The organism is Cupriavidus sp. HMR-1, from assembly GCF_000319775.1.
Taxonomy (GTDB): domain Bacteria; phylum Pseudomonadota; class Gammaproteobacteria; order Burkholderiales; family Burkholderiaceae; genus Cupriavidus; species Cupriavidus metallidurans.
In genome coordinates this window covers 79,032-101,801 of the sequence record NZ_ANKP01000229.1, presented here as the reverse complement: position 1 = coordinate 101,801, position 22,770 = coordinate 79,032, and the positions used below count along the sequence as shown (strand labels likewise).

Here is a 22,770-nt window from a genome sequence, read left to right as displayed (position 1 = left end):
TGATGATCTTCTTATGCCCGCGCACTGGAGGAATTGGGGGCAACCGACATGGTACGGCAATCCCGCACGGCGGCACGCGCCCGGGGTCATCACGGATTGGAAAGAGGGGGTCTCGATTGGCGATGCCGGAGGATAGGAGTGATGCGGGCAGTATCGCGGATCATGCGACTTGTCCTGTCGCGCGGGGCCGGAGAGGTGAGAGCCCCGACAGCAACTCACATGCCGAGAGTTCGCTCCCCTCTCCCGCCCAGCAGGAGAGGGACCGGATCAGAGGATCAGCGCCAGAATCACCGACGCCGCTCCCCTTTACTCCCCAACCTTTACCGGCTCGATCTTCACTTCCTTGAGGCGCGGCTCGATCGCCTTGCCCTTGCGGGCGCGCTTGCCAACGTAAGGGATCAGCGTCTTGCCGGCCAGCTTCTGCGGCGGCACCTTGCCGCCACGAACGCCGATGCCCGAGATCATCAGGCCCGGCGCGCCCACGGCCACCGCCTGCATCAGCGTTTCCTTCGGTTCCAGCTCCATCAGGATCACACCGCGGCCACCGGCCGACAGCACCTTGACCTCGTCCAGCGCCGCCAGCAGCAGTCGGCCATTGGCCGAGAAGCAGGCCACATGCGTGCACTCGTCGCCAATCGGCGTCGGGGCCAGCAGCGTGTCACCCTCGTCCAGCGTGACAAAGGCCTTGCCCGCCTTCTGGCGGCCGATCATGTCGCCAACCTTGGTAACGAAGCCATTGCCACCCGCCGTGGCGATCAGCATCCGTTGCTCGGCGGCACCGGCGAACGTGTGCGCGATCTGCGTGCCGGCGGCCAGGTCGATCAGCGTCGTCACAGGCACGCCATCGCCCCGCCCGCCCGGCAGGCCCGATACGGCCACCGAGTACACGCGGCCGTTGCTGCCGAACGCCAGCAACGTGTCAACGGTGCGGCATTCGAAGGTGCCGTAGAGGTTGTCGCCCGCCTTGAATGTGAACTGCGACGCATCGTGGCCGTGGCCCTGGCGCGTGCGCACCCAGCCCTTGCCCGACACGATGACCGTCACCGGCTCGTCGATCACCTTTACCTCGGCGGCGGCACGGCTGGCCTCCTGGATCAGCGTGCGACGCGGATCCTTGTCTTCCGGGCTGTACTGCTTCGCGTCCTGCTCGATTTCCTTGATGATGCGACGGCGCATCATCGTCTCGGACTTCAGCAGCACGTCCAGTTCGGCCTGCTCGTCGCGCAGCTTCGCCAGTTCCTGTTCGATCTTGATCGCTTCCAGGCGCGCCAGCTGGCGCAGGCGGATTTCCAGGATGTCCTCAGCCTGGCGGTCGCTCAGGCGGAACGCCTCGATCAGCGCGGGCTTCGGCTCATCGCTTTCGCGGATGATGCGGATCACCTCGTCGATGTTCAGCAGCACCAGCATCCGGCCTTCCAGGATGTGGATGCGATCCTCCACCTTGGTCAGCTGGAAGCGCGTGCGGCGCGTCACCGTGGCAAAGCGGAACTCGATCCACTCGCGCAGGATTTCCTGCAGCCCCTTCTGGCGCGGACGGCCATCGGTGCCGATCATCACCAGGTTGATCGGCGCGCCCGATTCCAGGCTCGTATGCGCGAGCAGCGTCTGGATGAAGTCCTGCTGCTCGGTGTTCTTGCTCTTGGGCTCGAACACCAGGCGTACCGGCGCATCCTTGCCCGACTCGTCGCGCACCGCGTCGAGCACGGACAGCATCGTCGTCTTGAGCTGGGTCTGCTCGGGCGTCAGCGCCTTCTTGCCGGTGCGGATCTTCGGGTTGGTGATTTCCTCGATTTCCTCGAGCACCTTCTGCGCCGACGTGCCCGGCGGCAGTTCGGTCACCACCATCTGCCACTGACCCCGCGCCATTTCCTCGATGGTCCAGCGCGCACGCACCTTCAGGCTGCCACGGCCGCTTTCGTAGATCTGGGCGATCTCGGACGCCGGCGAAATGATCTGGCCGCCGCCCGGGTAGTCCGGCCCCGGCATCAGCGCCAGCAGGTCCGCCAGCGAGATATTCGGGTTGCGGATCATCGCCACCGTGGCACCTGCCACTTCGCGCAGATTGTGCGGCGGAATTTCGGTGGCCATACCCACCGCGATGCCCGATGCGCCGTTCAGCAGCACGAACGGCAGTCGCGCGGGCAACAGCTTCGGCTCTTCTTCCGAACCGTCGTAGTTCGGCAGGAAGTCCACCGTGCCCATGTCGATTTCATCGAGCAGCAGGCGCGAGATCGGCGTCAGGCGGGCTTCCGTGTAGCGCATGGCCGCGGCGCCATCGCCATCGCGCGAGCCGAAGTTGCCCTGGCCGTCGATCAGCGGATAGCGCAGCGAGAAGTCCTGCGCCAGGCGTACCAGGGCGTCATAGGCGGACTGGTCGCCATGCGGGTGGAATTTGCCGAGCACCTCGCCGACCACACGGGCGGACTTCACGGGCTTGGCATCGGCACGCAGCCCCATCGCCTGCATGGCGAAGAGAATGCGGCGCTGCACGGGCTTCTGGCCGTCGGCCACTTCGGGCAGCGCGCGGCCCTTGACCACGCTCACGGCGTAGTCGAGATAGGCGCGCTCGGCGTAGCGAGCAAGCGTCAGCGAATCGGCAGGCTCGTCGGCCTGAAACGTAATGTCTGGTTGATCCATGTTTGGCAAGATTTCGGCCCGGCAGGCACCTGCGCGCCCGGCAGCCGGCTGTTGCAGTCAGCGTGGGATTCTAAAGGAAGTGGATGGCGATACCGCCGCAAACTCTGGCCGCGTGGCAAATCCATCTCAGGAAGCGGCATCAGGCGTCCGCATGTCAGGGCATGGGCCGGCGACCGCCGATCACCATCCTGACCCGCTCGGCCGCCATGCCGGTCCGCACCACGCGCGCACCGGACGCCTCGCCCGGCTGGTACAGGCGATAGAACTCCAGCACCGTGGCGACATACTGCTGTGTCTCGGGAAATGGCGGGATCTGGTTGTTGTAGCGTTGCACGGCGCCCTCACCGGCGTTGTACGCGGCCAGCACCAGCTCCAGGTTATTCGGGAACAGCTCCATCAGCCAGCGCAGGTACCGCACACCGGTGGTGATGTTCAGACGCGGATCGGCCAGTTTCTGCTCCACGGTCCCGCGCTTGTCTGCGGCGATGCCAAAGCGCGCGCCCGTGTCCGGAATCACCTGCATCAGTCCGATCGCGCCCTTCGGCGACACCGCCGTCGGATTGAAGCCGCTCTCCACGGCCATCACGGCCTTGACCAGTGCCGGGTCCACGTTCTGCGCCGCAGCCGCCTTCTGGATGATCGGATCGACCATCGCCAGGTTCGGATGGTTGAGCACGTAGCGGTACAGCTTCTCGCGTTCGGGGTCCAGCTTGCCGCCGGGCAGGCCGCCTTGATGCAGATTGGGCAGATTGCGCATGTTGCCCGAATCGAAGCTGCCGCCATCCTTCATGAACAGCTTGTAGCGCGCATCGAGCCTCGCATCGGCAAAGTGCGCCACGCCATCGGCGTCGATAAAGCCCCAGAGTTCCGCATGGGCAGGCGCAGCAAGGCAGAGCGACGCCAGCGCGGCGAGCGTTCCTGCCACCCGCGCTGCCACCCGCGCCACCATCCGCCCAGATTGGCGGAATCGACCGAATCGTCCGATGTTGTTGCTACCCTGCCTCATATGCGCGCTGCCGTCAGATGTCGGCCTCCACTTCGTTGCCCTTCTCTTCCAGCCAGCTTCGTCGTTGCGAGGCTTCGCCCTTGCCCATCAACATGTTCATCATGGTGACGGTCTGCGGCATGTCGAACTCGCCCAGCGACACCGGCAGCAGCCGGCGCGTATCGGGATTCATCGTCGTCTCCCAGAGCTGCCCGGCGCTCATCTCGCCAAGGCCCTTGAAGCGCGAAATCTGCCACGCGCCTTCCTTGACGCCATCCTTGAGCAACTTGTCCTGGATGGCTTCGAGCTCGCCTTCGTCGAGCGCATAGAGCTTCTGCGCCGGCTTCTTGCCACGCGCCGGCGCATCCACGCGGAACAGTGGCGGGCGTGCCACGCAGACGTTGCCGTTGGCCATCAGCTTCGGGAAGTGGCGGAAGAACAGCGTCAGCAGCAACACCTGGATGTGCGCCCCGTCAACGTCCGCATCGGACAGGATGCAGATCTTGCCGTACCGCAGGTTCGACAGGTCGGGCTCGTCGTCCGGGCCATGCGGGTCAACGCCGATCGCCACCGCAATGTCATGCACTTCGTTATTGGCGAACAGGCGGTCGCGCTCGGTCTCCCAGGTATTGAGCACCTTGCCGCGCAGCGGCAGGATGGCCTGGAATTCCTTGTCGCGGCCCATTTTGGCCGAACCACCGGCGGAGTCGCCCTCCACCAGGAAAATCTCGTTGCGCTCGACATCGGTCGATTCGCAATCGGTCAACTTGCCGGGCAGCACGGCCACGCCGGAGCCCTTCTTCTTCTCGACCTTCTGCGCGGCACGCGTGCGGGCCTGAGCCTGGCGAATCACCAGTTCCGCCAGCTTCTTGCCGAAATCGACGTGATGGTTCAGCCAGAGTTCGAGCGCCGGGCGGCTGAACGTGGAAACCAGACGCACGGCGTCACGGCTGTTCAGGCGCTCCTTGATCTGGCCCTGGAACTGTGGATCGAGCACCTTGGCCGACAGCACGAACGATGCACGCGCGAACACGTCTTCGCTCATCAGCTTCACGCCTTTCGGCTGCAGCGAGTGCATTTCGATAAAGCTCTTCACCGCCAGGAACAGGCCTTCGCGCAGGCCAGATTCGTGCGTACCGCCGGCTGGCGTGGGAATCAGGTTGACGTAGGATTCGCGCACCGGCGCGCCTTCCTCGGTCCACGCCACCACCCACGACGCGCCTTCGCCTTCGGCAAAGCCTTCCTCGCCGGCATTCTTGTCCGGGTCGGCAAAGTGCTCGCCCTCGAACATCGGGATCACGAGTTCGGCGCCGCTGCCCTGGGCCAGGGCCTCGACCAGATAGCCCTTCAGGCCCTGCTCGTACTGCCACACCGTCTGCTCGCCAGTCTTCTCGAGCACCAGCGTGACCTTCACGCCCGGCAGCAGCACGGCCTTGCTGCGCAGCAGGCGCTGCAGTTCGGCCATCGGGATTGCGGCCGAATCGAAGTACTTCGCATCCGGCCACACCTGCACGCGCGTGCCGCTCTTCTTCTCGCCGCGCTCGATCTTGCGCGTCGCCAGCGGGCGGGTCACTTCGCCACCGTGCTCGAACGTCAGCGTGGACACCGCCCCGTCGCGCCAGACCGTGACGTCCAGGCGCGTGGCCAGCGCGTTGGTAACGGACACGCCCACGCCATGCAGGCCGCCCGAGAATGCGTAGGCGCCGCCCTTGCCCTTGTCGAACTTGCCGCCCGCGTGCAGACGGGTGAAGACGATTTCCACCACCGGCACCTGTTCTTCCGGGTGGATGCCCACCGGGATGCCACGGCCATCGTCTTCCACGCTGATGCTGCCGTCGCGATGCAGCGTGACCAGGATTTCGGTGCCGTAGCCGCCGAGCGCTTCGTCGGACGCGTTGTCGATCACCTCCTGCACGACATGCAGGGGGTTATCGGTACGGGTGTACATGCCGGGCCGTTGCTTGACCGGCTCCAGACCCTTCAGGACCCGGATGGAAGATTCGCTGTACTGACTGGTTTTGCTCGCCATGGAGTCGTTTTGCGGAAAGTGGGACGCCCGGCCGTCGGCGGCCGGAATGCGCTGCATTGTAATGGATGGGCGCGGCACGAATCCCGCGCCGGCAAGATTGGATAGCGCGGAGTAAACTCGCCGGACCGCGCATACGGCACCTCCGCAGTCGCTACAGCAGCCGTCGACATAACAATAGAAACAATACCTACCGAGCCCGACATGACTGACCGCAAACTCTCCCTGACCACCGTCCTAGTGTGCGGTGGGCTGCTCGTGACGCTCTCGATGGGCATCCGGCATGGCTTTGGCCTGTTCAACCTGCCGATCACACAAACCCATGGCTGGAGCCGGGAGACCTTCGCCTTTGCCCTGGCGCTGCAGAACCTGATGTGGGGCGCCAGCCAGCCGATCACCGGCGCGCTGGCCGACAAGTTCGGCGCCCTGCGCATCATGATCATCGGCGTGGCGCTCTATGTGGCCGGTCTGGTCGTCATGGGACTGGCCACCAGCGGCACCGCCTTTGCCACGGGCGCCGGGGTGCTGATCGGTATCGCACAGTCCGGCACCACGTACAGCGTGGTCTATGGCGTGATCGGCCGCGTGGCCAGCGCGGAGAAGCGCGTCTGGGCCATGGGCATCGCGGCAGCGGCCGGGTCTTTCGGCCAGTTCCTGATGATTCCGGTGGAACAGACGCTGATTTCCACCATGGGCTGGCAAAACGCGCTGTTCATCCTGGCATTCCTCGCGTGCTTCATGCTGCCTCTGGCACTGACACTGCGGGAACCGAAGATGGCCGCGACGACCACCGGCCATCACCAGACCATCGGCGAAGCGACGCGCGAGGCATTCGGCAACCGCAATTTCCAGTTGCTGACGCTCGGCTACTTCGTCTGCGGCTTCCAGGTGGTGTTCATCGGCGTGCATCTGGCCCCTTACCTCAAGGACCGGGGCTTCACCGATCCCAAGGTCGCCACAGTGGCGCTGGCGCTGATCGGTCTGTTCAATGTGTTCGGCACCTATACGGCCGGGTCGATGGGCCAGCGGATGCCCAAGCGCTACCTGCTGTCGTTCATCTATATCGCGCGCTCGGTGGTGATCGCCGGCTACCTGCTGATGCCGCTGACGGCGGCCAGCACCTGGGTGTTCGCGGCGCTGATGGGCTTCTTGTGGCTGTCGACGGTACCGCTGACCAACGGGATCATCGCCCAGGTATTCGGCGTGAAGTACCTGTCAATGCTGTCGGGCGTGGTGTTCTTCTCGCACCAGATCGGCAGCTTCCTGGGCGCATGGCTGGGTGGCTACCTATTCGACAAGACCGGCAGTTACAGCACCGTATGGATGATCGCGATCGCGCTGGGCTTGATGGCCGCGGTAGTCAACCTGCCGATCCGCGAGCAGGCGCTGGTCCGTCCACAACCCGTGGGGGCCTGAGATGAGACTGGCCAAGGGCCTTGGATTCCTTGCCCTGGCGGCGCTGCTGACGCTGGGGTTTCTGGCTTACCTGCGCCCAGCGTTCATGGTCGACCTGACCAATATGGTGCTGGCGTGGTGCGGATGAGTGGATTGACTACCGACCAGCCCCTCTCTCCCACGCCGTGGGAGAGAGGGAGAAAACCAAGAGCAACGCTTAGGCGCCCTCGCCCTTCGTCTTCTTCTCCAGCACTTCCCAGCGTTCGAGCGCCTCGAGCAGCTCCATCTCGATCTCGTCGTGACGCGTGGCCAGATCGGCCGCCCGCTTCGGATCGGTGGCGTACATCGAGCCGTCCTCGAGTTGCGCGCCGATGGTCTTCTGCTCGGTCTCCAGCGACTGGATACGTTCCGGCAGACTGTCGAGTTCGCGCTGCTCCTTGTACGACAGCTTGACTGTGCGATTCGCGCCCCGCGCCTCGCGCGCGGCCGACTTTGGCGCCTCCGTGGCCTGCCTGGATTCAGCGCGGGCAGCCTGCAACGCCTGCGCACGGGCCGACTGTTCCAGCCAGTCCGAGTAACCGCCTACCGATTCGCGCCACATGCCATCGCCTTCGGCAGCGATCGTGGAGGTCACCACGTTGTCCAGGAACGCACGATCGTGCGAAACCAGGAACACCGTGCCGCTGTAGTCCTGTAGCAGTTCTTCCAGCAGTTCGAGCGTGTCGATGTCCAGGTCGTTGGTCGGTTCGTCCAGCACCAGCACATTCGCGGGCCGTGCGAACAGCCGTGCCAGCAGCAGCCGGTTGCGCTCGCCGCCCGACAGCGACTTGACCGGCGACCGCGCGCGTTCGGGCGCGAACAGAAAATCGCCCAGGTAGCTCATCACGTGCTTGCGCTGGCCGTTGACCTCGACCCAGTCGCTGCCCGGGCTGATGGTGTCCGCGAGCGACTTCTCCAGATCCAGCGAGGTACGCATCTGGTCGAAGTACGCCACCTGCAGATTGCTGCCATTGCGCACCGTGCCGCTGTCGGGCGGCAGTTCACCCAGAATCAGCCGCAGCAGCGTGGTCTTGCCGACACCGTTCGGCCCGATCAGGCCGACCTTGTCGCCGCGCATGATCGTCGCGGTGAAGTCGCGCACGACCGCCTTGTCGCCATAAGCCTTCGACACGTTGGTCAACTCGGCCACGATCTTGCCCGAACGCTCGCCCTGCGAGACTTCGAGCTTGACGTTGCCCTGCACCTCGCGACGCGAGGCGCGCTCCGCCCGCATCGTCACCAGCCGCTGCACGCGCGCCACGCTGCGGGTACGGCGTGCTTCCACGCCCTTGCGGATCCACACTTCTTCCTGCGCCAGCAGCTTGTCGAACTTGGCTTGCTCCACGGCCTCGTTGGCCAGCAGTTCAGCCTTGCGCGCCTGGTAGGCGGCAAAGTTGCCGGGGAACGAAACCAGCCGGCCCCGATCGAGTTCGACGATGCGGGTCGCCACGCGATCCAGGAACGCGCGGTCGTGGGTAATCAGCAGCACGCTGCCGCGGAACCCGAGCAGCAGGTCTTCGAGCCAGCGGATGGCCTCCACGTCGAGGTGGTTGGTCGGCTCGTCGAGCAGCAGGATGTCCGGCTCGGCCACCAGACCCTGAGCCAGCGCCACGCGCTTCTGCAGACCGCCAGAAAGCGCGTCCACGCGCACGTGAGGGTCGAGCGCGAGCTTTGCCAGCGTGGTTTCCACGCGGGTACGCAACTGCCAGGCGTCGGCGGCATCGAGTTCGGCCTGCACACGATGCAGTTCGGCCAGGGTGGCCTCGTCGTTGTGGGTTTCCAGCTTGGTGAGCGCGGCGTCATAGCGCAGCAGCAGATCGTGCGCCGCGCCCATGCCCTGGCTCACCGCATCGAATACGGTCAAGCCCGGCGCGAACTGCGGCTCTTGCGCCACATAGGCGCACGTCACGCCGCTCTGGCGGGAGATCAGGCCATCGTCGGGCGCTGACATGCCGGCCACGATCCGCAGCAGGGACGACTTGCCCGTGCCGTTGCGGCCGATCAGGCCAACACGTTCGCCGGCTTCAAGGGAAAAATCGGTGTGGTCGAGCAACGCCACGTGGCCGAAAGCCAGCTGGGCATCGGTAATGGAGAACAGGGCCATGGTGGGTCCGACTGAGTAGGCCCAAGATTGTAGACGAGTCGCAGGCGTCGGCACCCCAAATGGCACCCCCGAAAAAAAGAAGGGCCCGTTCCTTCACGGGCCCAAGAGTCTCTCCTCGGTGCCCTGCTCGCAAGGCACGGCTGAAGAATAGCCATTCGCCTGAGTCACAAGAAGTCGGATAACTCCGTAAGGGAAAGCCCCCGTCAACGCGGGTTGGGTCGAAGCGTTGCGTTACGGGGACGCCGCCATTACGTAGCGCACGTCTGCCAGCGTTTGCAGTTGTGTCGCCGCCGCCCCCCGTGGAACAATCAGCGCCATCGGAAACATCCGATCGCACAACAAGAAGCAGCACCACGAAGCACAACAGAGCCGGACCGATCCGGCCAATTGGTGATCGGCGGATGGCCAGGGCGGCCTAGCGCCGCCACGGTTATTTCTGACTATTTTTCGACGGGTATCATCATGACCAATTCGGGCCTGCCACGCCGCGCCTCGTTCGGGGGCGTCGCGTCTGTCTTCCTTTCCCTTGCCGCATTGCTGACGCCGGCCGCCATCCCGGCCGCGCAGGCGGCATCCAGTCCGGTTATCCAGCGCATCCAGCAGACCGGCACGATCCGCATCGCGCACCGCGAAAGCTCCGTGCCGTTCTCGTTCATGGCCGACGGCAAGCCAGTCGGGTACGCCGTCGATCTGTGCCTGAAAGCGGCTGACGCCGTGCGCGCCCAACTGAAAATGCCGCAGTTGCGCGTGGAGTGGGTGCCCGTGACGCCGGCCACGCGCATCCCGGCCATCGTCGATGGCAAGGCCGATCTGGAATGCGGGTCGACCACCAACAATCGCGAGCGTCGCGAACAGGTCGCCTTCACGATCCCGCACTACATCGCCGGCAGCCGCATGCTCGTCAAGTCGGATTCCGGCATCCGCCGCTGGAGCGACCTGCGCGGCAAGACCGTCGTCTCCACCACCGGCACCACGCCGCTGGCCATGATCCGCAAGATGGACGAGTCCGGCGCGATGGGCTGGAAGGTCCTGGAGGCCAAGGACCATGCCGAGGCGTTCGCGATGGTGGAATCGGGCCGCGCCGATGCGTTCGTGATGGACGACGTGCTGCTGTTCGGCCTGCGCGCAAACGCGAAGAACCCGGCTTCGCTGGCGGTGACCGGCGACCTGCTGACGATCGAACCCTACGCGATCATGCTGTCGAAGCAGGACGTCGAGTTCAAGAAGATCGTCGACAAGGCCCTGGTCAACGCGATCTATGACCAGGAAACCCAGAAGCTCTACCGCAAGTGGTTCCAGCAGCCGATCCCGCCCCATGGGATCACGCTGGATATTCCGATGAGCTACCTGCTGCGGGACTCGTTCAAGTTCCCGAGCGACAAGGTGGCGGATTGAGGCGCTGACGCCGACCGCCGGTCTTTCTCCCCTTTCACCCCTTTCTCCCCCGCTCCCCACTTGCGGGAGAGGGGGAGAAAACAGAACACCACTCCGGTCATCCCGTGCGAAGATACCGCCCGTTGCCCTCGGGCCCGCACCGCACGATCCACCATGACCGCCGTCCCCCTCAAGCTGTCCGACCTGTCCGTTTCCACCACGGTGGCCGGGCTGATCGCCATGCTGACCGGCTACACCAGTTCGCTGGTCCTGATGATTCAGGCCGGGCAAGCCGCGCACCTGACCGATGCCCAGATATCGTCCTGGATCTGGGCGCTATCGGTCGGCATGGGTGTCACTACGCTCGGACTATCGCTGCTGATGCGGGTGCCGATCGTGATCGCATGGTCCACGCCCGGGGCGGCGCTGCTGATCGCATCTCTGCCCGGGGTGCCCTACCCGGAAGCGATTGGCGCGTTCCTGATGGCGGCCCTGCTGATGACGGCGGCCGGCCTGACCGGCTGGTTCGACAAGCTCATGAAGGCACTACCGGCCAGCATCGCTTCGGCCTTGTTGGCCGGCATCCTGTTCCGCATCAGCGTCGACGTATTCGTCCAGGCCCAGCACCAGACGCTGCTATTGCTGGTGATGTTCGCCGTCTACCTGCTCGGGCGGCGCTGGTGGCCGCGGTATGCGGTGCCCGGTGTGCTGGTGATCGGCGTGGCGCTGGCCGGCGTACTCGGCCAGCTGCACTTCGAGCAGTTTCACTTCGCCGTGACCATGCCGGTCTGGACCACGCCGGCGTTCTCGGTATCTGCGTTCGTCAGCATTGCCGTGCCGCTGTTCATCGTGGCGCTGGCGTCCCAGAACATCCCGGGGCTGGCCGTGCTGCGTGCCGATGGCTACCACGTGCCGGCCAGTCCGCTGATTGCGGTCACCGGCCTGGCATCGGCCATCCTGGCGCCGTTCGGATCGCACGGCATCAACCTGGCGGCCATCACGGCCGCGATCTGCACCGGCCCGCAGGCTGACGCCGATCCGCGCCGCCGCTACATGGCCGCCGTGGTCTGCGGTATCGGCTACCTGGTCATGGGCATCATGGCGGCCAGCATCGCCGCATTGTTCGCGGCCTTCCCGAAGGCGCTGGTGGTGGCAGTCGCCGCCTTTGCGCTGCTTGGCTCGATCGCCAACGGCCTGACGGTGGCCATGCAGACGCCGGCCGAACGGGAATCGGCCCTGCTGACGTTCATGATCACGGCGTCAGGCATGACGCTGGCAGGCGTCGGCTCCGCGTTCTGGGGCGTGGTGGGCGGCATGCTCGCGCTGCTGGTGCTCAAGCCGCGCGAGCCAAAGTCCGCTTGATGGTCGCCTGAAGGTCGCCTGATCGTCGCCGGGCAACACCCGGGCTCAACGACCCGATCTGCTACAGCAGCAGGAAGGCGATGTCCGCCACGCCGATCTGCGTGAGCAACATGCCCTTGCGGCGCTGGAACAGCACGTGCTCGAGCACCCGGTCACGGTGCTCGGCGAACACAGCGGGATCGAACCGTAACGCGGCGGTGGCGTAGTGCTCCGCCAGCAGCTTGTAGACGCGATGGCGCACCAGCAGCAGTTCGTTGTCGGTTTGCAGGCGCGACATCTCGACGCTGTGCTCATCCTCGAGCTGCCGCATGCTGACCACCACGCGCGCGTGCATCCCTCGATAGCGATCGATCTCGGCATGGGCACGGCGCAATTCGTCGCGCAGCGTCCGCACCTCCTGCATCAGTTTCAGATTTTGCTGCACGCCTCGCTGAATGCGGGACGCTTCTTCCAGCGCGTGATCGGCGGCGGCAATTGTGTTCTGCCAGACGCCCTCTCCCGGATCGCGCCCGGGATCGGACTCCCCCTGCAAATGGCCGAGTCGCGTGGTCGGCCAGGCCGTTACCCCGTCAAGCTCGTTGTTCATGATGCTCCCCTTGATCCCAACTACAACCTCGCCAGCCGCCGGCGTATGTTTTGGTGCCGGCATGGTCAGGCCAGATTGGATACCGCCGCGACATTCTGGAGGCGCCTCTTGTGTATTCCCGGGCGCCCCGTGCGTTTTCAGCGCATACCATCATTCAATTCCCCTATCCCTTGCAGGGCAACCACCGTGTGGGAGGGTAATCGATCACCTGAAAGCACTATGACGCCAGGATTCTCGGCAATTCGTCCCATGGTTTGCAGCCCCGTTTGGGGGTGATCGGGGGCGCGGATTGCATAATATCGAATCCGCGTGCCGCAACAGTCTCTTTTGATCAATTCATGAACGGATATCTGCTCCTAGCCCTGGCCATCATTGCCGAAGTCATCGCCACCAGCAGCCTCAAGGCCGCCGAGAACTTCACGCGCCTGGTCCCCAGCGTCCTGGTGGTGACCGGATACGTGGCGGCGTTCTGGTTGCTGATGCAGGTGATGAAAACAGTGCCAGTCGGTGTGGCCTACGCGATCTGGTGCGGCGCCGGCATCGTGCTCGTGACGCTCATTGCATCCGTGCTCTACCGGCAGGTCCCCGACCTGGCGGCCTGGCTAGGCATCGGGCTGATCATCGCCGGCGTGGCGGTAATCCAGCTTTTCTCGAAGATGTCGCACTGATTCCGACAGCACCCTGCCCGGCTGCGCTCACCCCTTTGGTGGCAGCGTGCGCAGCAGCCGATTGACCTGGGCCAGTGTCTCGCATTCGTCAGCCTTGCGCTGCCGGCGCTGCTCGACGATTTCCAGCATGGCGCGGATCTGCCCATTCTTGGCCTCGCATGCCTCGCGATTCGGCTCCGCGCACGGGACCTCCAGCTCACCCCGCAAGCTCTCCTGCACGATATTGATCAGCGCCGTGCAGCCCGATGTATCGGCCAGCGCCGGATCGGACGCCGGTGGCACCGCCAGAGCCGGCATCGCACCAATCAGGACAAGCAGCGGCAACCGGCAGAGGTTCGCGCGGACGGATGGCATGGTTGGGCGGAAGCTGGCCAAATGGGTCCTCGTTTGCGGCGTGAAGCCGACATCATATCCGTTCGCTGAATCATCCAATCGGAAATGTCCACAAGGTAAGCGGGTCGCGTCAAGAGACGCCGCGTTTCGCCTGAACAGAGACATTCAATTTATTACGATTCACACACCAACAGCCCCCCCTTAGAGTCGACACTCGACGAAACTGGCTTTGGAGCATGGCATCGAATGCACCACGATGGCGGTCACCGTTCCCTTCAATAGATGATGGACTGCCGCACGAAATCTCAATCCCGGTGCGCTTCCATCGACGACAAACGATTGCCCATGCTTGAACCGCTCATCAGACCTTTCCAATCAACCGGATGGAAGCCGGCCACGCGCGGACTTATCCGGATCACCCTCCTCGTTGGCTGCATCGTCTTGAGCCAAGTCCAGCCGGCGTCAGCGGGTGAGGTCATCTATCCATCTATCGAATCGACCTCGTTCAATCTGTCATTTGGGACGTCGTTAATGACTTCTTCGCGAGTCGAAAGGATCGGGAAGCAACTGGCACGCGAGTGGCGGAATCCCGGCGTTAGACTTTCTGATGTTCGCTGCTCAATAACGAAAACAGCAAGTGTCAGTGGGGTTCCAGTGCCAGGAATGCCCAATGTGTACCAGACCAATCTGACCGGCTTCGGTATACGCTTCGCACTCACCGACGGCTGGGCGGGGCTTTTCACGCCAGCACCACAGACGGCAACGTTTTCTGCGGCGAGTCCAAGCATCTCCGCCGCGGAGTACTTCTCTGCCGAAATCATCGTGACTGGTCCCATGGAGTCCGGTACCCTGACCGGCCTGCCTTCCATGACCGTTCAGTTCTCAGGCAGTTGCTTCAATACGGTCACCCGTACCGTGACGATCACGCCCGGCACACGGATCGTCGCCAACAGTTGCACCGTCACGACGCCGCACGTCGAGGCGGCGTTACCCCCGGTCAGGCTTGCGAGCCTGCTACCAGTCGGCAACGTTAGCGCCGAGCGCGCCGACTTCAACATCAGTTTGTCGTGTCCAACCGGTATCGGCGTCTATATCACGTTGACGGACGCAACCCGGCCCGGCAACAGGACGAACAATCTCTCGCTGACGCCTGATTCCGCGGCGCAGGGCATCGCGCTTCGACTGTCGAGTGGCGGCACGCCAATCACCTTTGGCGCCGATTCCGCAGTACGAGGAAACCCCGGGCAATGGTACGTGGGGCCGTCTGCCGCCACCACCCTTGTGCCCTTGACCGCGCGCTATGTTTCAACGGGAACCGTCATTCCCGGCGCTGTCAGAGCGCTGGCAACGTTCACGCTCAGTTATCAATAACTGGCGGGCGCGGACACCGGCCAAGATGAAAACAGACCATCGTGAAATGGTCTGCCAAAAGGGGTAGCTCGGTGGATAGGTAGATCAGCGACGGGCCGATCAGTCGTCTCCCCAACGCCAGCGTGGCGGCTCCCCCTTGATCCAGCAAACGACAAACAGCGCCAGGCTCAGGATCACCACGAGGAAGACGAAGACAACGGGACGGTGGTCAACACGGAAGAAGAAGACAGCCAGCGCTAGCATCGCGAAATACGCGCCATAGGCTACCCAGCCTTGCCAGCAAGTCGGGAGCCCCCATCCCCAGCCATAGCGCTTGGCGTGAAACCAGTATTCAGGGTCGGTCTGCATGGTCAGGCTCCGTATGCCGCATGGACGTCAGCGCAATGTACCCGCGCGTGACTGGATCCTCAACGATACGCCTGCCCCGTGGACCTAACGGGGTGCCGTCGCAGGAACGACTGTGGTCCCCGGAGGCGCGATGAACGGAATGAACTTGCAGGGCTCACGCTGTCCCAACGAGCAGTTGGATCCGATCGCGCAGCCGGTAAGTAACAAGGCAAAACACATACTGGCCAATGCTTTCATCAGAATACTTCCAGAGTATTCCTACAGCGTAGCACTGCATCCAACCAGCTCTTCGCCGCAACTGAAACACATATGACCTGCCACAACTTTTCATGTTCGGATCGTTCCCGATGCTAGCGCAGACAATCAATGTGCCAAGGTCAAGTGGTCATGGTTGGAAGGCTGACACGTAGTGAACTGCTGCGGCAATTTCTAAGGCAAGTCAATTCGCCTTGATTTCCAGCTACCAGTCTCAGCGTCAGCAAGACCACGGGCGAGGATGGCCTTGTCCGTCTCGCCCTACCTGATTGTCGGCCTTGTCCACACAGACGGGGCGCGTCCAGCCGCCCCATCTACCGTTGGCCACCTCGCGTGGCAGCAACTACGGATAGTTCATGTACAGCGTCACAATGGCGCTGACGCTTCCGCCGGTGATGACCTGCTCCGTCTGGAAATACGTAGGGAGTCCCCATCCCATCCGTGGCCGCCTGGCACGAGATCAGGACACACACTAATAATGCGGGCCGCCCTGCCAGCGATCCCGGTCATTATCGTTGTCCCGGTGATCGTTCCGGTCACGATCGCCATGATCGTAATCAGATCGACCATCTCCGCCGTAGTACCCACCGCCTCTGTGGTCACCATGGTCGGGTGTAATGACGCACCCGCCAAGCAGCGCCACGGAGGTGATGAGAATCACAAGAATGGGCTTCATATGGCACTCCTGTTCAGCCTTTTCCCTTCTCGAGCATACGCATTGGATTACCGCCACGATGTAGGAACGAGGACATTCCGCAGCAAGACGTTCTCCTACAGCGAGAGACGGCACGGCGCGAAACAATCGGAGGCAACGATGAAGGGAGGGAGAAGCCAGTGCAGACTGATGATGGTCCCGCCGACAGGAATCGAACCTGTATCTAGCGCTTAGGAGGCGCTCGTTCTATCCATTGAACTACGGCGAGCGGACCGTCTGCCTGGGGCTCGCGCCGCATCGGGGCAGGCGAGCCAAAAGACGGGGCGCAGTATAGCAAACTCGGACGCAGGATCGGCGACAGCCGCTATGCTGGACATATGGAGAACACAGCAGAGTTCCAGTGGGAATCCGCCGCCCACACGGATGTTGGACTCGCGCGGGCACGCAATGAGGATGCGTGGCTCGCCACGCCCGGCCTCTGGGTCGTGGCCGATGGTATGGGCGGCCACGCGCTTGGCGATTTCGCCAGCCACTCGATCGTGGAGGCGCTGTCGACGCTATCGCTGCCCGGCGATCTCGATCAGGCCATCGACGATACACGCGCTGCCATCCTCGGCGTCAATCAGTTGCTAATGGATGAAGCGCGGCAGGCGCGGGTACGCGTGATCGGCAGCACGGTGGTAGCGCTGCTCGCGCGCGGGCATCAATGCGCCTGTCTCTGGGCGGGCGACAGCCGGCTCTACCTGCTCCGCGCCAACCATCTGCAACAGCTCACGCGCGACCACAGTCACGTGGAGCAATTGCGCGCGCGTGGCCTTATTACCGCCGAGGAAGCGAAACACCATCCCGCGCACAACGCGATCACACGCGCCGTGGGGGCTGCCGCCACGCTTGACCTTGAAACGCTCACGCTGGACGTCCGGGACGGCGACATGTTCCTGCTCTGCAGCGATGGCCTCTACAACGACGTCGACGATACGGACATCGCCTCGGTACTGGCCTCCGGGGATTGCCGGCACGCGGCAGATGAACTGGTGAGACTGGCGCTGGCGCACGGTGGTCAGGACAACGTCACGGTGGTGGTGGTCCGCGCCAGCGAGGCTGACGGCGGCTCGGAATCGCCCTCCTCGTCGGACACCACGGGCTGACCCGCCAAACGTGGCTCAGCGCAAGCAGCGCGCCACACACAGCACAAATAGAAAGCCCGCCAACTGAGTGGCGGGCTTGGGCTGCGGACGGGCCCGGACCTCCTGGGTCTGCGTCGCCGGCAATTCCGGTCATTCCTGTGCCAAGCATGTTTCCCGTGATTCCGCCCATGACCCGGACGTCCATCCGGACCACCCGGACAGTCGAAGAAAACCTGGCAATGGCAACAATGACCGCAATGCCGGGGGCGAGTGGCAAGCCAACCTTGCCAAAGGCAGGATCAGCGGGACATGTCGTCGTCCGCCCCGTACGAGCATCGAAGCTCGCGCTCTCGAGTATAGGCAGCAAGGCCGGACATTCAAGCCATGTGCGCGATACATCCCGTTACCTTTTCGGACTTTTCGCACCGCAACAAAATATTCGGTGTTCTGCTATACTTCGCGCCGTGAGTTTCGCACTGTGAGTTCCGCAACTCGCCCGGCTTTCAACGCTGTGGCGTATCCGCTACCTCCCAAGCTCTGCTCCCTGCCTCTGTCATTTTCTCGGAAGTATCGCTGACAGGTGCCTGGCCAGAACGCACCACTCACCTGACGCTGCCTCGTCTCCGATCCTGAAGAACAGCCCGATTGTTAGCTGTTTGCCTGCCAGGGTTCCGGTTGGTTTTTCGATAACCAGTCGCCCCTGCCTGCCGCCGTTTTGCCAGCTGAGTCTGTCGAACGGCCTACCGATTGGCGCCGAAGCCTTTTTAAGACTTTGCACTGCGCCCACCCCTTCGCGCACATCTGCCAGGGGTGCCATGCATTTTTAAGACGTACGACATGACCCAGCACGATTTCCGTGCGGAGCAGCCTATTGCCTCCGCCACCGACGCATTCGCCACGCCCGCCGATACCGCCAGCCCGCTCGACAAGCTCGACGCCATGCTGAACGCTGACGCCGCACCGGCCGTGGAAGCCTCGGAAAACGGCTTCGCAAAACTCGGCCTCGACCCCGCCATCCTGCGCGCACTGGCCGAAGCCAACTACAACACACCTACACCGGTGCAGGCGCAGGCCATCCCCGCCTTCCTGGCCGGCCGCGACCTGCTGGTTTCCAGCCAGACCGGCTCGGGCAAGACCGCCGCGTTCATGCTGCCCGCAATCCAGCGCATCAGCGAAAAGCCTGCCACGACGCATCGCCCGACCGAACCGGCCAAGCGCATGAAGGGCAAGCGCCCCCGTCCGTCTCCGGCCCAGCCGTCGCTGCTGGTGCTGACGCCGACGCGTGAACTGGCCCTGCAGGTAACCGAAGCTGCCGCCAAGTATGGCCGCCATCTGCGCCGTATCGTCTGCGCCAGCATCCTGGGCGGCATGCCCTACCCGAAGCAGCTGGCCATGCTGGCCCGTATGCCGGACATCCTCGTGGCCACGCCGGGCCGCCTGCTCGACCATATCGAAGCCGGCCGCATTGACCTGTCCGCGCTGGAAATGCTGGTGTTCGACGAAGCCGACCGTATGCTCGACATGGGCTTCGCCGACGACATCGACGCCATCGTCGCCGCCACGCCGGCATCGCGCCAGACGCTGATGTTCTCGGCCACGCTTGACGCCCGCATCGCCCAACTGGCCTCGCGCCAGCTCCGCGACCCGCAGCGTATCGAGATCGCCGCCGCGCGCGCCGACCACAGCAACATCGAACAGCGCCTGCACTTCACCGACGACATGTCGCACAAGGAGCGCCTGCTCGACCACCTGCTGCGCGATGCATCGCTCAAGCAAGCCATCGTCTTCACCGCTACCAAGCGCGATGCCGATTCGCTGGCCGAGCGCCTGTCGGACACCGGCTTCTCCGCCGGCGCGCTGCATGGCGACATGACCCAGGGCGCGCGTAACCGCACGCTGACGGCCCTGCGCCGTGGCAACCTGCGCGTGCTGGTGGCCACCGACGTGGCCGCGCGCGGCATCGACGTGCCCGACATTACCCACGTGGTGAACTTCGACCTGCCCAAGCAGGCGGAAGACTACGTGCACCGCATTGGCCGCACCGGCCGTGCCGGTCGCTCGGGTGTGGCGATCAACCTCGTGAACCACGGTGACATGTTCCAGTGGCGCCGTATCGAGCGCTTCACGAACAACCGCATCGACGCCTCGGTGATCGAAGGCTTCGAACCGCGTCGCTCGCCGAAGCCGCGTTCGAACTTCGGCGGCAAGCCGGGCGGCCGCGACGGCTTCCGCGGCAACGGTGGCACCGGTGGCGGCTATCGCGGCAACAACGGCGGTGGCTATCGCGGCAACCGCGAAGGTAACGGCGACCGCAACTTCGGCGAGCGCCGATTCAGCAGCGACAACCGTGGCTTCGGCGATCGCGCCCCGCGTCCGTTCGGCGACGACAACCGTGGTGGTTTCGGCGATCGTGGCGAGCGTGGTTTCGGCGACCGCAGCAATGGCAATAGCAATGGCGGCTACCGTGGCCAGGGTCAAGGCCAAGGCCAGGGCCAGGGCCAAGGTCAGCAGCGCAGCTTCGGCGGCGAACGCAGCTTCGGCAACCGCGACTTCGCGCAGCGCGATGGCAACCGTGACGCCGCACAACGTGACGGTAACCGCAGCTTTGGCGGCAACCGTGACGGCCAGCGCGACGGCAACCGCAGCTTCGGTGACCGTAGCTTTGGCGATCGCAGCTTCGGCGACCGCAAGTTCGGTGATCGCGGTGGCGACCGCGCCGGCTTCGGCGGCCAGCGCAACAGCCGCTCGCGTTACGAGCGATAAATAAAAAAGGCACCTTCGGGTGCCTTTTTTTATGCTGTCGGCTTGCCTGCGACGAGCGCGAGCCGCTGATGCCCCCTCACACCGCGCAAGTCCTGAACCCGACGAACGACACATCGTCCTCGGGCAGCAGCGCGGTTCGCGCGCGCGTATGGCGCAGTCGCGCAGGGCTCGCAAACGACACACCCCGCACCACCTGATGGGTACCGAAGCGGCCGACGATCTCGCCGTCCGTCGGCTCTGCGATGAAGCCCAGGTAGGGCTCGTATGGCGTGGCGGTCCACTCGCGCAGCGCGCCCCACTGGAGTCCGCGATTCTGCGTGGCCGCCAGTTCCCATTCGACTTCCTGCGGCAGGCGGCGGCCCGCCCACACGCACCATGCCTGCGCCTCGAACAGGGTCACGTGCCGCACCGGTTCATCGGGGTTAAGCGTGCGCTCGGCACCGAAGCGCGATACCACCCAGCTTCGCGTCACCGCATGGCGAGACCAGTAGCGCGGCGCGGACCGCTCCTGCATCATCAGCCACTGGCGGCCCGCCGCGGACCAGTACGCAGGATGCTCATAGCCACCGTCCTCGACGAACTCGAGGTATTGCGCGTTGGAGACCAGTGCCGCATCCATCTCGAACGCCGGCACATAGACCTTCTGGGGCGGCAGTTCATCGGGCCATGCGAAACCATCGGCATCGCTCCAGCCCTGCGTGAAGTTTCCACCCGGAAAATGCAGCGCGTCGTTGTGAGAGACCGATGCCGCCGGGCCCACGGACGCCGGCTCGGCCGGCGCTACGCCCAATGATTGCAACAACGCCGCGATGGTCTCCCCCTGGACGTCCTCGTGGTACAGCGCGCGGCGGAACGGGTACAGCGTTGCGTCATCATCGTCGGCCAGCAGCGCGATGCGGCGCAGCAATCCATCCAGCACCTGGGCCGCGTACTGCTTGACGCGCGATACATCGGGCAGCGCGATTTCCCAGCGCTCGTCCGGACCGATGCGCTCGGGATCGAACCACTCGTCGGCGCCATCGAGCAACGATGGCTCGCTGGCCACCGGCAGGCGGATACCGCCCTGCTCCAGATGACGTACACCGCGCAGACACCACCATTCGGCGTGCCAGGCGACGTGACCCAGCGTCCACAGCGGCGGGTTGCAATCGTACTGACGCGGGACGGTCCAGCCTCGGCGTGTCTGACCGAACGCACCCAGCCACGCCAGCGTGCGGTTGCGCGATTCCACGAGCGCCTGCGCCAGCCCCTCGCGCGGCAGGCGCCGCGCATCGGGCCACGCCGCCTTGCCGCCGGTAAAGTGAAGATCGGGAAGCATGGAGAAGCCGCTCATCGCAAGGTCCGTGACTGAGGGTGAAAGAAAAGCCGGACACGCCGGCTGCGCGCATTATGACACCGGCGAGCCGGTGCCATTTTCCGCGCGCCCTATCCCCCTGCCGGCGCCGCGGCTTCTCCACTGGCGTTCAGCCGCGAGCGTGGAAAACGGCGAACCAGCCACGCGGGTCGGTCCAGCTTACGGGGTCGGTGAAACCAGCCGATTCCAGCAGGATCGCAAAATCCTCGGGCCGATACTTGTGCGAGTCCTCGGTATGGATCCGCTCCCCTTTGGCAAAGTTGCGTTCACCATCGGGCCAGCGAACCGTCACCGCGCGCTCGGCCTCGAGGTGCATCTGGATGCGGGATGCCTGCTGATCGAACGATGCCACGTGGCGCCAGTCCTCGAGCGCGAAGTCGCTGCCCAGGATCCGGTTCACATTGCGCAGCACATTGCGATTGAACGCGGCCGTGACACCAAGGGCATCGTCATAAGCCGCGACCAGCGTATCAGCGTCCTTGTAGAGGTCGACGCCGATCAGGACACCATCGCCATGACCCGTCACCGCGCGTAGCCGCTGCAGTAGCGCCAGCGCATCGATCGGTGTGAAATTGCCGATGCTGGAACCCGGGTAGAAGAGCAACCGGCGGCCACGCCTGACGCTGGATGGCAGGTCGAGTGGCCCGCACAGGTCCGTGCCCAGGCCGAGCATAGGGATATGCGGATGCTGTTGCTGCAACCCGGACAGGGTGCCGCGCAGGAAATCCACCGAGATATCGAGCGCGACGTACTGGGCCGGCTGCAGGCTCGGGAAAAGCCGGGCGGCCTTCTCGCAGTTGCCGGCGCCGAGGTCGATCAGCACGCAACCGCTACCGGCACGCGCCGCGATCGCCGGGGCGACGCTGGCGAAGATCGACGCCTCGGTGCGCGTCGGGTAGTACTCGGGCAGGTCGGTGATGGCCTCGAACAGGCGCGAGCCGAGCACATCGTAGAAGAACTTCGGGCTGATGCCCGCCTGCGACCGGAGCAATCCGGAGACGATCTCCGCGCGCAGCGCATCACTGTTCTCGTGATATTGCTGAATGAATTCCGGCCGGAGCGCGGCATGGGCGCCGTTCGCCACGACCAGGCGTGGCGTCGGGTCCTGCGCGTGTTCGGGAGCGGAATGGTGGTTGGCGTGGTGGAGAGGCTGAGGCTGGGGGCGAGACGGGTTCAGTGGTGTCGTAACAGCCGGCATGACGTTTCCTTATTGTCGATGGGCACTACGTGAATCCCTCAAAGACCGCATGGCACGACGGGCACACGGTTGGCGTGGGGTGCGCTCCTGTCGTGTCTGACGCACACCGACCGACCGCCAATCCAACAAGCATAGGCGCATATGCATATGCGTGCGTCATGCATTGCATGACCCGGCAGCCCCGCATTTG

The 22,770-nt window shown here is 64.3% G+C and carries 18 protein-coding genes and 1 tRNA gene; 8 read left to right on the top strand and 11 right to left on the bottom strand.

The window, feature by feature from the left end:
- Positions 1-306: 306 nt before the first annotated feature.
- The 3 genes from parC to D769_RS22990 all read right to left on the bottom strand — a co-directional run bounded on the left by parC (position 307) and on the right by D769_RS22990 (position 5,651).
- On the bottom strand, positions 307-2,637 hold the full coding sequence (parC, locus tag D769_RS23000; RefSeq protein WP_008649960.1) for a DNA topoisomerase IV subunit A: 2,331 nt from the start codon (positions 2,635-2,637) through the stop codon (positions 307-309).
- Positions 2,638-2,791: 154 nt separating this feature from the next.
- A complete protein-coding gene (locus D769_RS22995; RefSeq protein ID WP_085959091.1) occupies positions 2,792-3,643 on the bottom strand; it encodes a lytic transglycosylase domain-containing protein in 852 nt (283 codons plus the stop codon).
- Positions 3,644-3,656: 13 nt separating this feature from the next.
- On the bottom strand, positions 3,657-5,651 hold the full coding sequence (locus tag D769_RS22990) for a DNA topoisomerase IV subunit B (protein WP_008649957.1): 1,995 nt from the start codon (positions 5,649-5,651) through the stop codon (positions 3,657-3,659).
- A gap of 201 nt (positions 5,652-5,852) precedes the next feature.
- Between D769_RS22990 and D769_RS22985 the strand changes: the two genes are divergently transcribed.
- Positions 5,853-7,064 (top strand): MFS transporter, encoded by a 1,212-nt coding sequence (locus D769_RS22985; RefSeq protein WP_008649955.1) that lies wholly within the window; start codon positions 5,853-5,855, stop codon positions 7,062-7,064.
- Between the two features lies 1 nt (position 7,065).
- A complete protein-coding gene (locus tag D769_RS32960) occupies positions 7,066-7,191 on the top strand; it encodes a hypothetical protein (RefSeq protein WP_008649954.1) in 126 nt (41 codons plus the stop codon).
- Between the two features lie 69 nt (positions 7,192-7,260).
- Here the strand turns inward: D769_RS32960 and D769_RS22980 are convergent, their stop codons facing one another.
- Positions 7,261-9,186: an ATP-binding cassette domain-containing protein gene (locus D769_RS22980; protein ID WP_008649952.1), complete on the bottom strand. Its 1,926-nt coding sequence runs from the start codon at positions 9,184-9,186 to the stop codon at positions 7,261-7,263.
- A 462-nt stretch (positions 9,187-9,648) separates the two neighbouring features.
- On the opposite strand from D769_RS22980, the gene D769_RS22975 reads away from it, so the two are divergent.
- Together D769_RS22975 and D769_RS22970 are read left to right on the top strand one after the other, a co-directional pair.
- Complete coding sequence (locus D769_RS22975; RefSeq protein WP_008649951.1) at positions 9,649-10,581, top strand: amino acid ABC transporter substrate-binding protein; 933 nt, start codon at positions 9,649-9,651, stop codon at positions 10,579-10,581.
- A 153-nt stretch (positions 10,582-10,734) separates the two neighbouring features.
- Positions 10,735-11,922, top strand: coding sequence for a benzoate/H(+) symporter BenE family transporter (locus D769_RS22970; protein WP_008649950.1), 1,188 nt, complete (start codon positions 10,735-10,737; stop codon positions 11,920-11,922).
- Positions 11,923-11,983: 61 nt separating this feature from the next.
- Here the strand turns inward: D769_RS22970 and D769_RS22965 are convergent, their stop codons facing one another.
- Complete coding sequence (locus D769_RS22965; protein ID WP_008649949.1) at positions 11,984-12,508, bottom strand: hypothetical protein; 525 nt, start codon at positions 12,506-12,508, stop codon at positions 11,984-11,986.
- A 338-nt stretch (positions 12,509-12,846) separates the two neighbouring features.
- Between D769_RS22965 and D769_RS22960 the strand changes: the two genes are divergently transcribed.
- Positions 12,847-13,176 (top strand): SMR family transporter, encoded by a 330-nt coding sequence (locus D769_RS22960; RefSeq protein WP_008649948.1) that lies wholly within the window; start codon positions 12,847-12,849, stop codon positions 13,174-13,176.
- 27 nt (positions 13,177-13,203) lie between these two features.
- On the opposite strand, the gene D769_RS22955 is transcribed toward D769_RS22960, so the two are convergent.
- Positions 13,204-13,530, bottom strand: coding sequence for a hypothetical protein (locus D769_RS22955; RefSeq protein WP_152415054.1), 327 nt, complete (start codon positions 13,528-13,530; stop codon positions 13,204-13,206).
- 651 nt (positions 13,531-14,181) lie between these two features.
- On the opposite strand from D769_RS22955, the gene D769_RS32435 reads away from it, so the two are divergent.
- Complete coding sequence (locus D769_RS32435; RefSeq protein WP_008649946.1) at positions 14,182-14,880, top strand: fimbrial protein; 699 nt, start codon at positions 14,182-14,184, stop codon at positions 14,878-14,880.
- A gap of 99 nt (positions 14,881-14,979) precedes the next feature.
- Here D769_RS32435 and D769_RS22945 read toward each other — a convergent pair whose 3' ends face one another.
- The 3 genes from D769_RS22945 to D769_RS22940 all read right to left on the bottom strand — a co-directional run bounded on the left by D769_RS22945 (position 14,980) and on the right by D769_RS22940 (position 16,406).
- Complete coding sequence (locus D769_RS22945; RefSeq protein ID WP_008649945.1) at positions 14,980-15,228, bottom strand: hypothetical protein; 249 nt, start codon at positions 15,226-15,228, stop codon at positions 14,980-14,982.
- Positions 15,229-15,955: 727 nt separating this feature from the next.
- A complete protein-coding gene (locus D769_RS31990; RefSeq protein ID WP_152415053.1) occupies positions 15,956-16,159 on the bottom strand; it encodes a hypothetical protein in 204 nt (67 codons plus the stop codon).
- Positions 16,160-16,331: 172 nt separating this feature from the next.
- Positions 16,332-16,406 (bottom strand) — tRNA-Arg (locus D769_RS22940).
- A gap of 109 nt (positions 16,407-16,515) precedes the next feature.
- Between D769_RS22940 and D769_RS22935 the strand changes: the two genes are divergently transcribed.
- Both D769_RS22935 and D769_RS22930 read left to right on the top strand, forming a co-directional pair.
- Complete coding sequence (locus D769_RS22935) at positions 16,516-17,286, top strand: protein phosphatase 2C domain-containing protein (protein ID WP_008649944.1); 771 nt, start codon at positions 16,516-16,518, stop codon at positions 17,284-17,286.
- An 816-nt stretch (positions 17,287-18,102) separates the two neighbouring features.
- Positions 18,103-20,028 (top strand): DEAD/DEAH box helicase, encoded by a 1,926-nt coding sequence (locus D769_RS22930; protein ID WP_008649941.1) that lies wholly within the window; start codon positions 18,103-18,105, stop codon positions 20,026-20,028.
- A 76-nt stretch (positions 20,029-20,104) separates the two neighbouring features.
- On the opposite strand, the gene D769_RS22925 is transcribed toward D769_RS22930, so the two are convergent.
- Both D769_RS22925 and egtD read right to left on the bottom strand, forming a co-directional pair.
- A complete protein-coding gene (locus D769_RS22925) occupies positions 20,105-21,361 on the bottom strand; it encodes an ergothioneine biosynthesis protein EgtB (RefSeq protein ID WP_008649940.1) in 1,257 nt (418 codons plus the stop codon).
- 130 nt (positions 21,362-21,491) lie between these two features.
- Positions 21,492-22,580 carry an L-histidine N(alpha)-methyltransferase gene (egtD, locus tag D769_RS22920; RefSeq protein ID WP_035884829.1) on the bottom strand — a complete coding sequence of 363 codons (1,089 nt, stop codon included), beginning with the start codon at positions 22,578-22,580 and terminating at the stop codon, positions 21,492-21,494.
- Positions 22,581-22,770: the final 190 nt, after the last annotated feature.

Coding starts and splice junctions, on each gene's coding strand:
- D769_RS22985 (WP_008649955.1), top strand. CDS start 5,853: ATGACTGACCGCAAACTCTCCCTGACCACCGTCCTAGTGTGCGGTGGG.
- D769_RS32960 (WP_008649954.1), top strand. CDS start 7,066: ATGAGACTGGCCAAGGGCCTTGGATTCCTTGCCCTGGCGGCGCTGCTG.
- D769_RS22990 (WP_008649957.1), bottom strand. CDS start 5,651: ATGGCGAGCAAAACCAGTCAGTACAGCGAATCTTCCATCCGGGTCCTG.
- D769_RS22980 (WP_008649952.1), bottom strand. CDS start 9,186: ATGGCCCTGTTCTCCATTACCGATGCCCAGCTGGCTTTCGGCCACGTG.
- D769_RS22965 (WP_008649949.1), bottom strand. CDS start 12,508: ATGAACAACGAGCTTGACGGGGTAACGGCCTGGCCGACCACGCGACTC.
- parC (WP_008649960.1), bottom strand. CDS start 2,637: ATGGATCAACCAGACATTACGTTTCAGGCCGACGAGCCTGCCGATTCG.
- D769_RS22960 (WP_008649948.1), top strand. CDS start 12,847: ATGAACGGATATCTGCTCCTAGCCCTGGCCATCATTGCCGAAGTCATC.
- D769_RS22975 (WP_008649951.1), top strand. CDS start 9,649: ATGACCAATTCGGGCCTGCCACGCCGCGCCTCGTTCGGGGGCGTCGCG.
- D769_RS22955 (WP_152415054.1), bottom strand. CDS start 13,530: ATGCCATCCGTCCGCGCGAACCTCTGCCGGTTGCCGCTGCTTGTCCTG.
- D769_RS22930 (WP_008649941.1), top strand. CDS start 18,103: ATGACCCAGCACGATTTCCGTGCGGAGCAGCCTATTGCCTCCGCCACC.
- D769_RS31990 (WP_152415053.1), bottom strand. CDS start 16,159: ATGAAGCCCATTCTTGTGATTCTCATCACCTCCGTGGCGCTGCTTGGC.
- D769_RS22995 (WP_085959091.1), bottom strand. CDS start 3,643: ATGAGGCAGGGTAGCAACAACATCGGACGATTCGGTCGATTCCGCCAA.
- D769_RS22945 (WP_008649945.1), bottom strand. CDS start 15,228: ATGCAGACCGACCCTGAATACTGGTTTCACGCCAAGCGCTATGGCTGG.
- D769_RS22925 (WP_008649940.1), bottom strand. CDS start 21,361: ATGAGCGGCTTCTCCATGCTTCCCGATCTTCACTTTACCGGCGGCAAG.
- D769_RS22970 (WP_008649950.1), top strand. CDS start 10,735: ATGACCGCCGTCCCCCTCAAGCTGTCCGACCTGTCCGTTTCCACCACG.
- D769_RS22935 (WP_008649944.1), top strand. CDS start 16,516: ATGGAGAACACAGCAGAGTTCCAGTGGGAATCCGCCGCCCACACGGAT.
- egtD (WP_035884829.1), bottom strand. CDS start 22,580: ATGCCGGCTGTTACGACACCACTGAACCCGTCTCGCCCCCAGCCTCAG.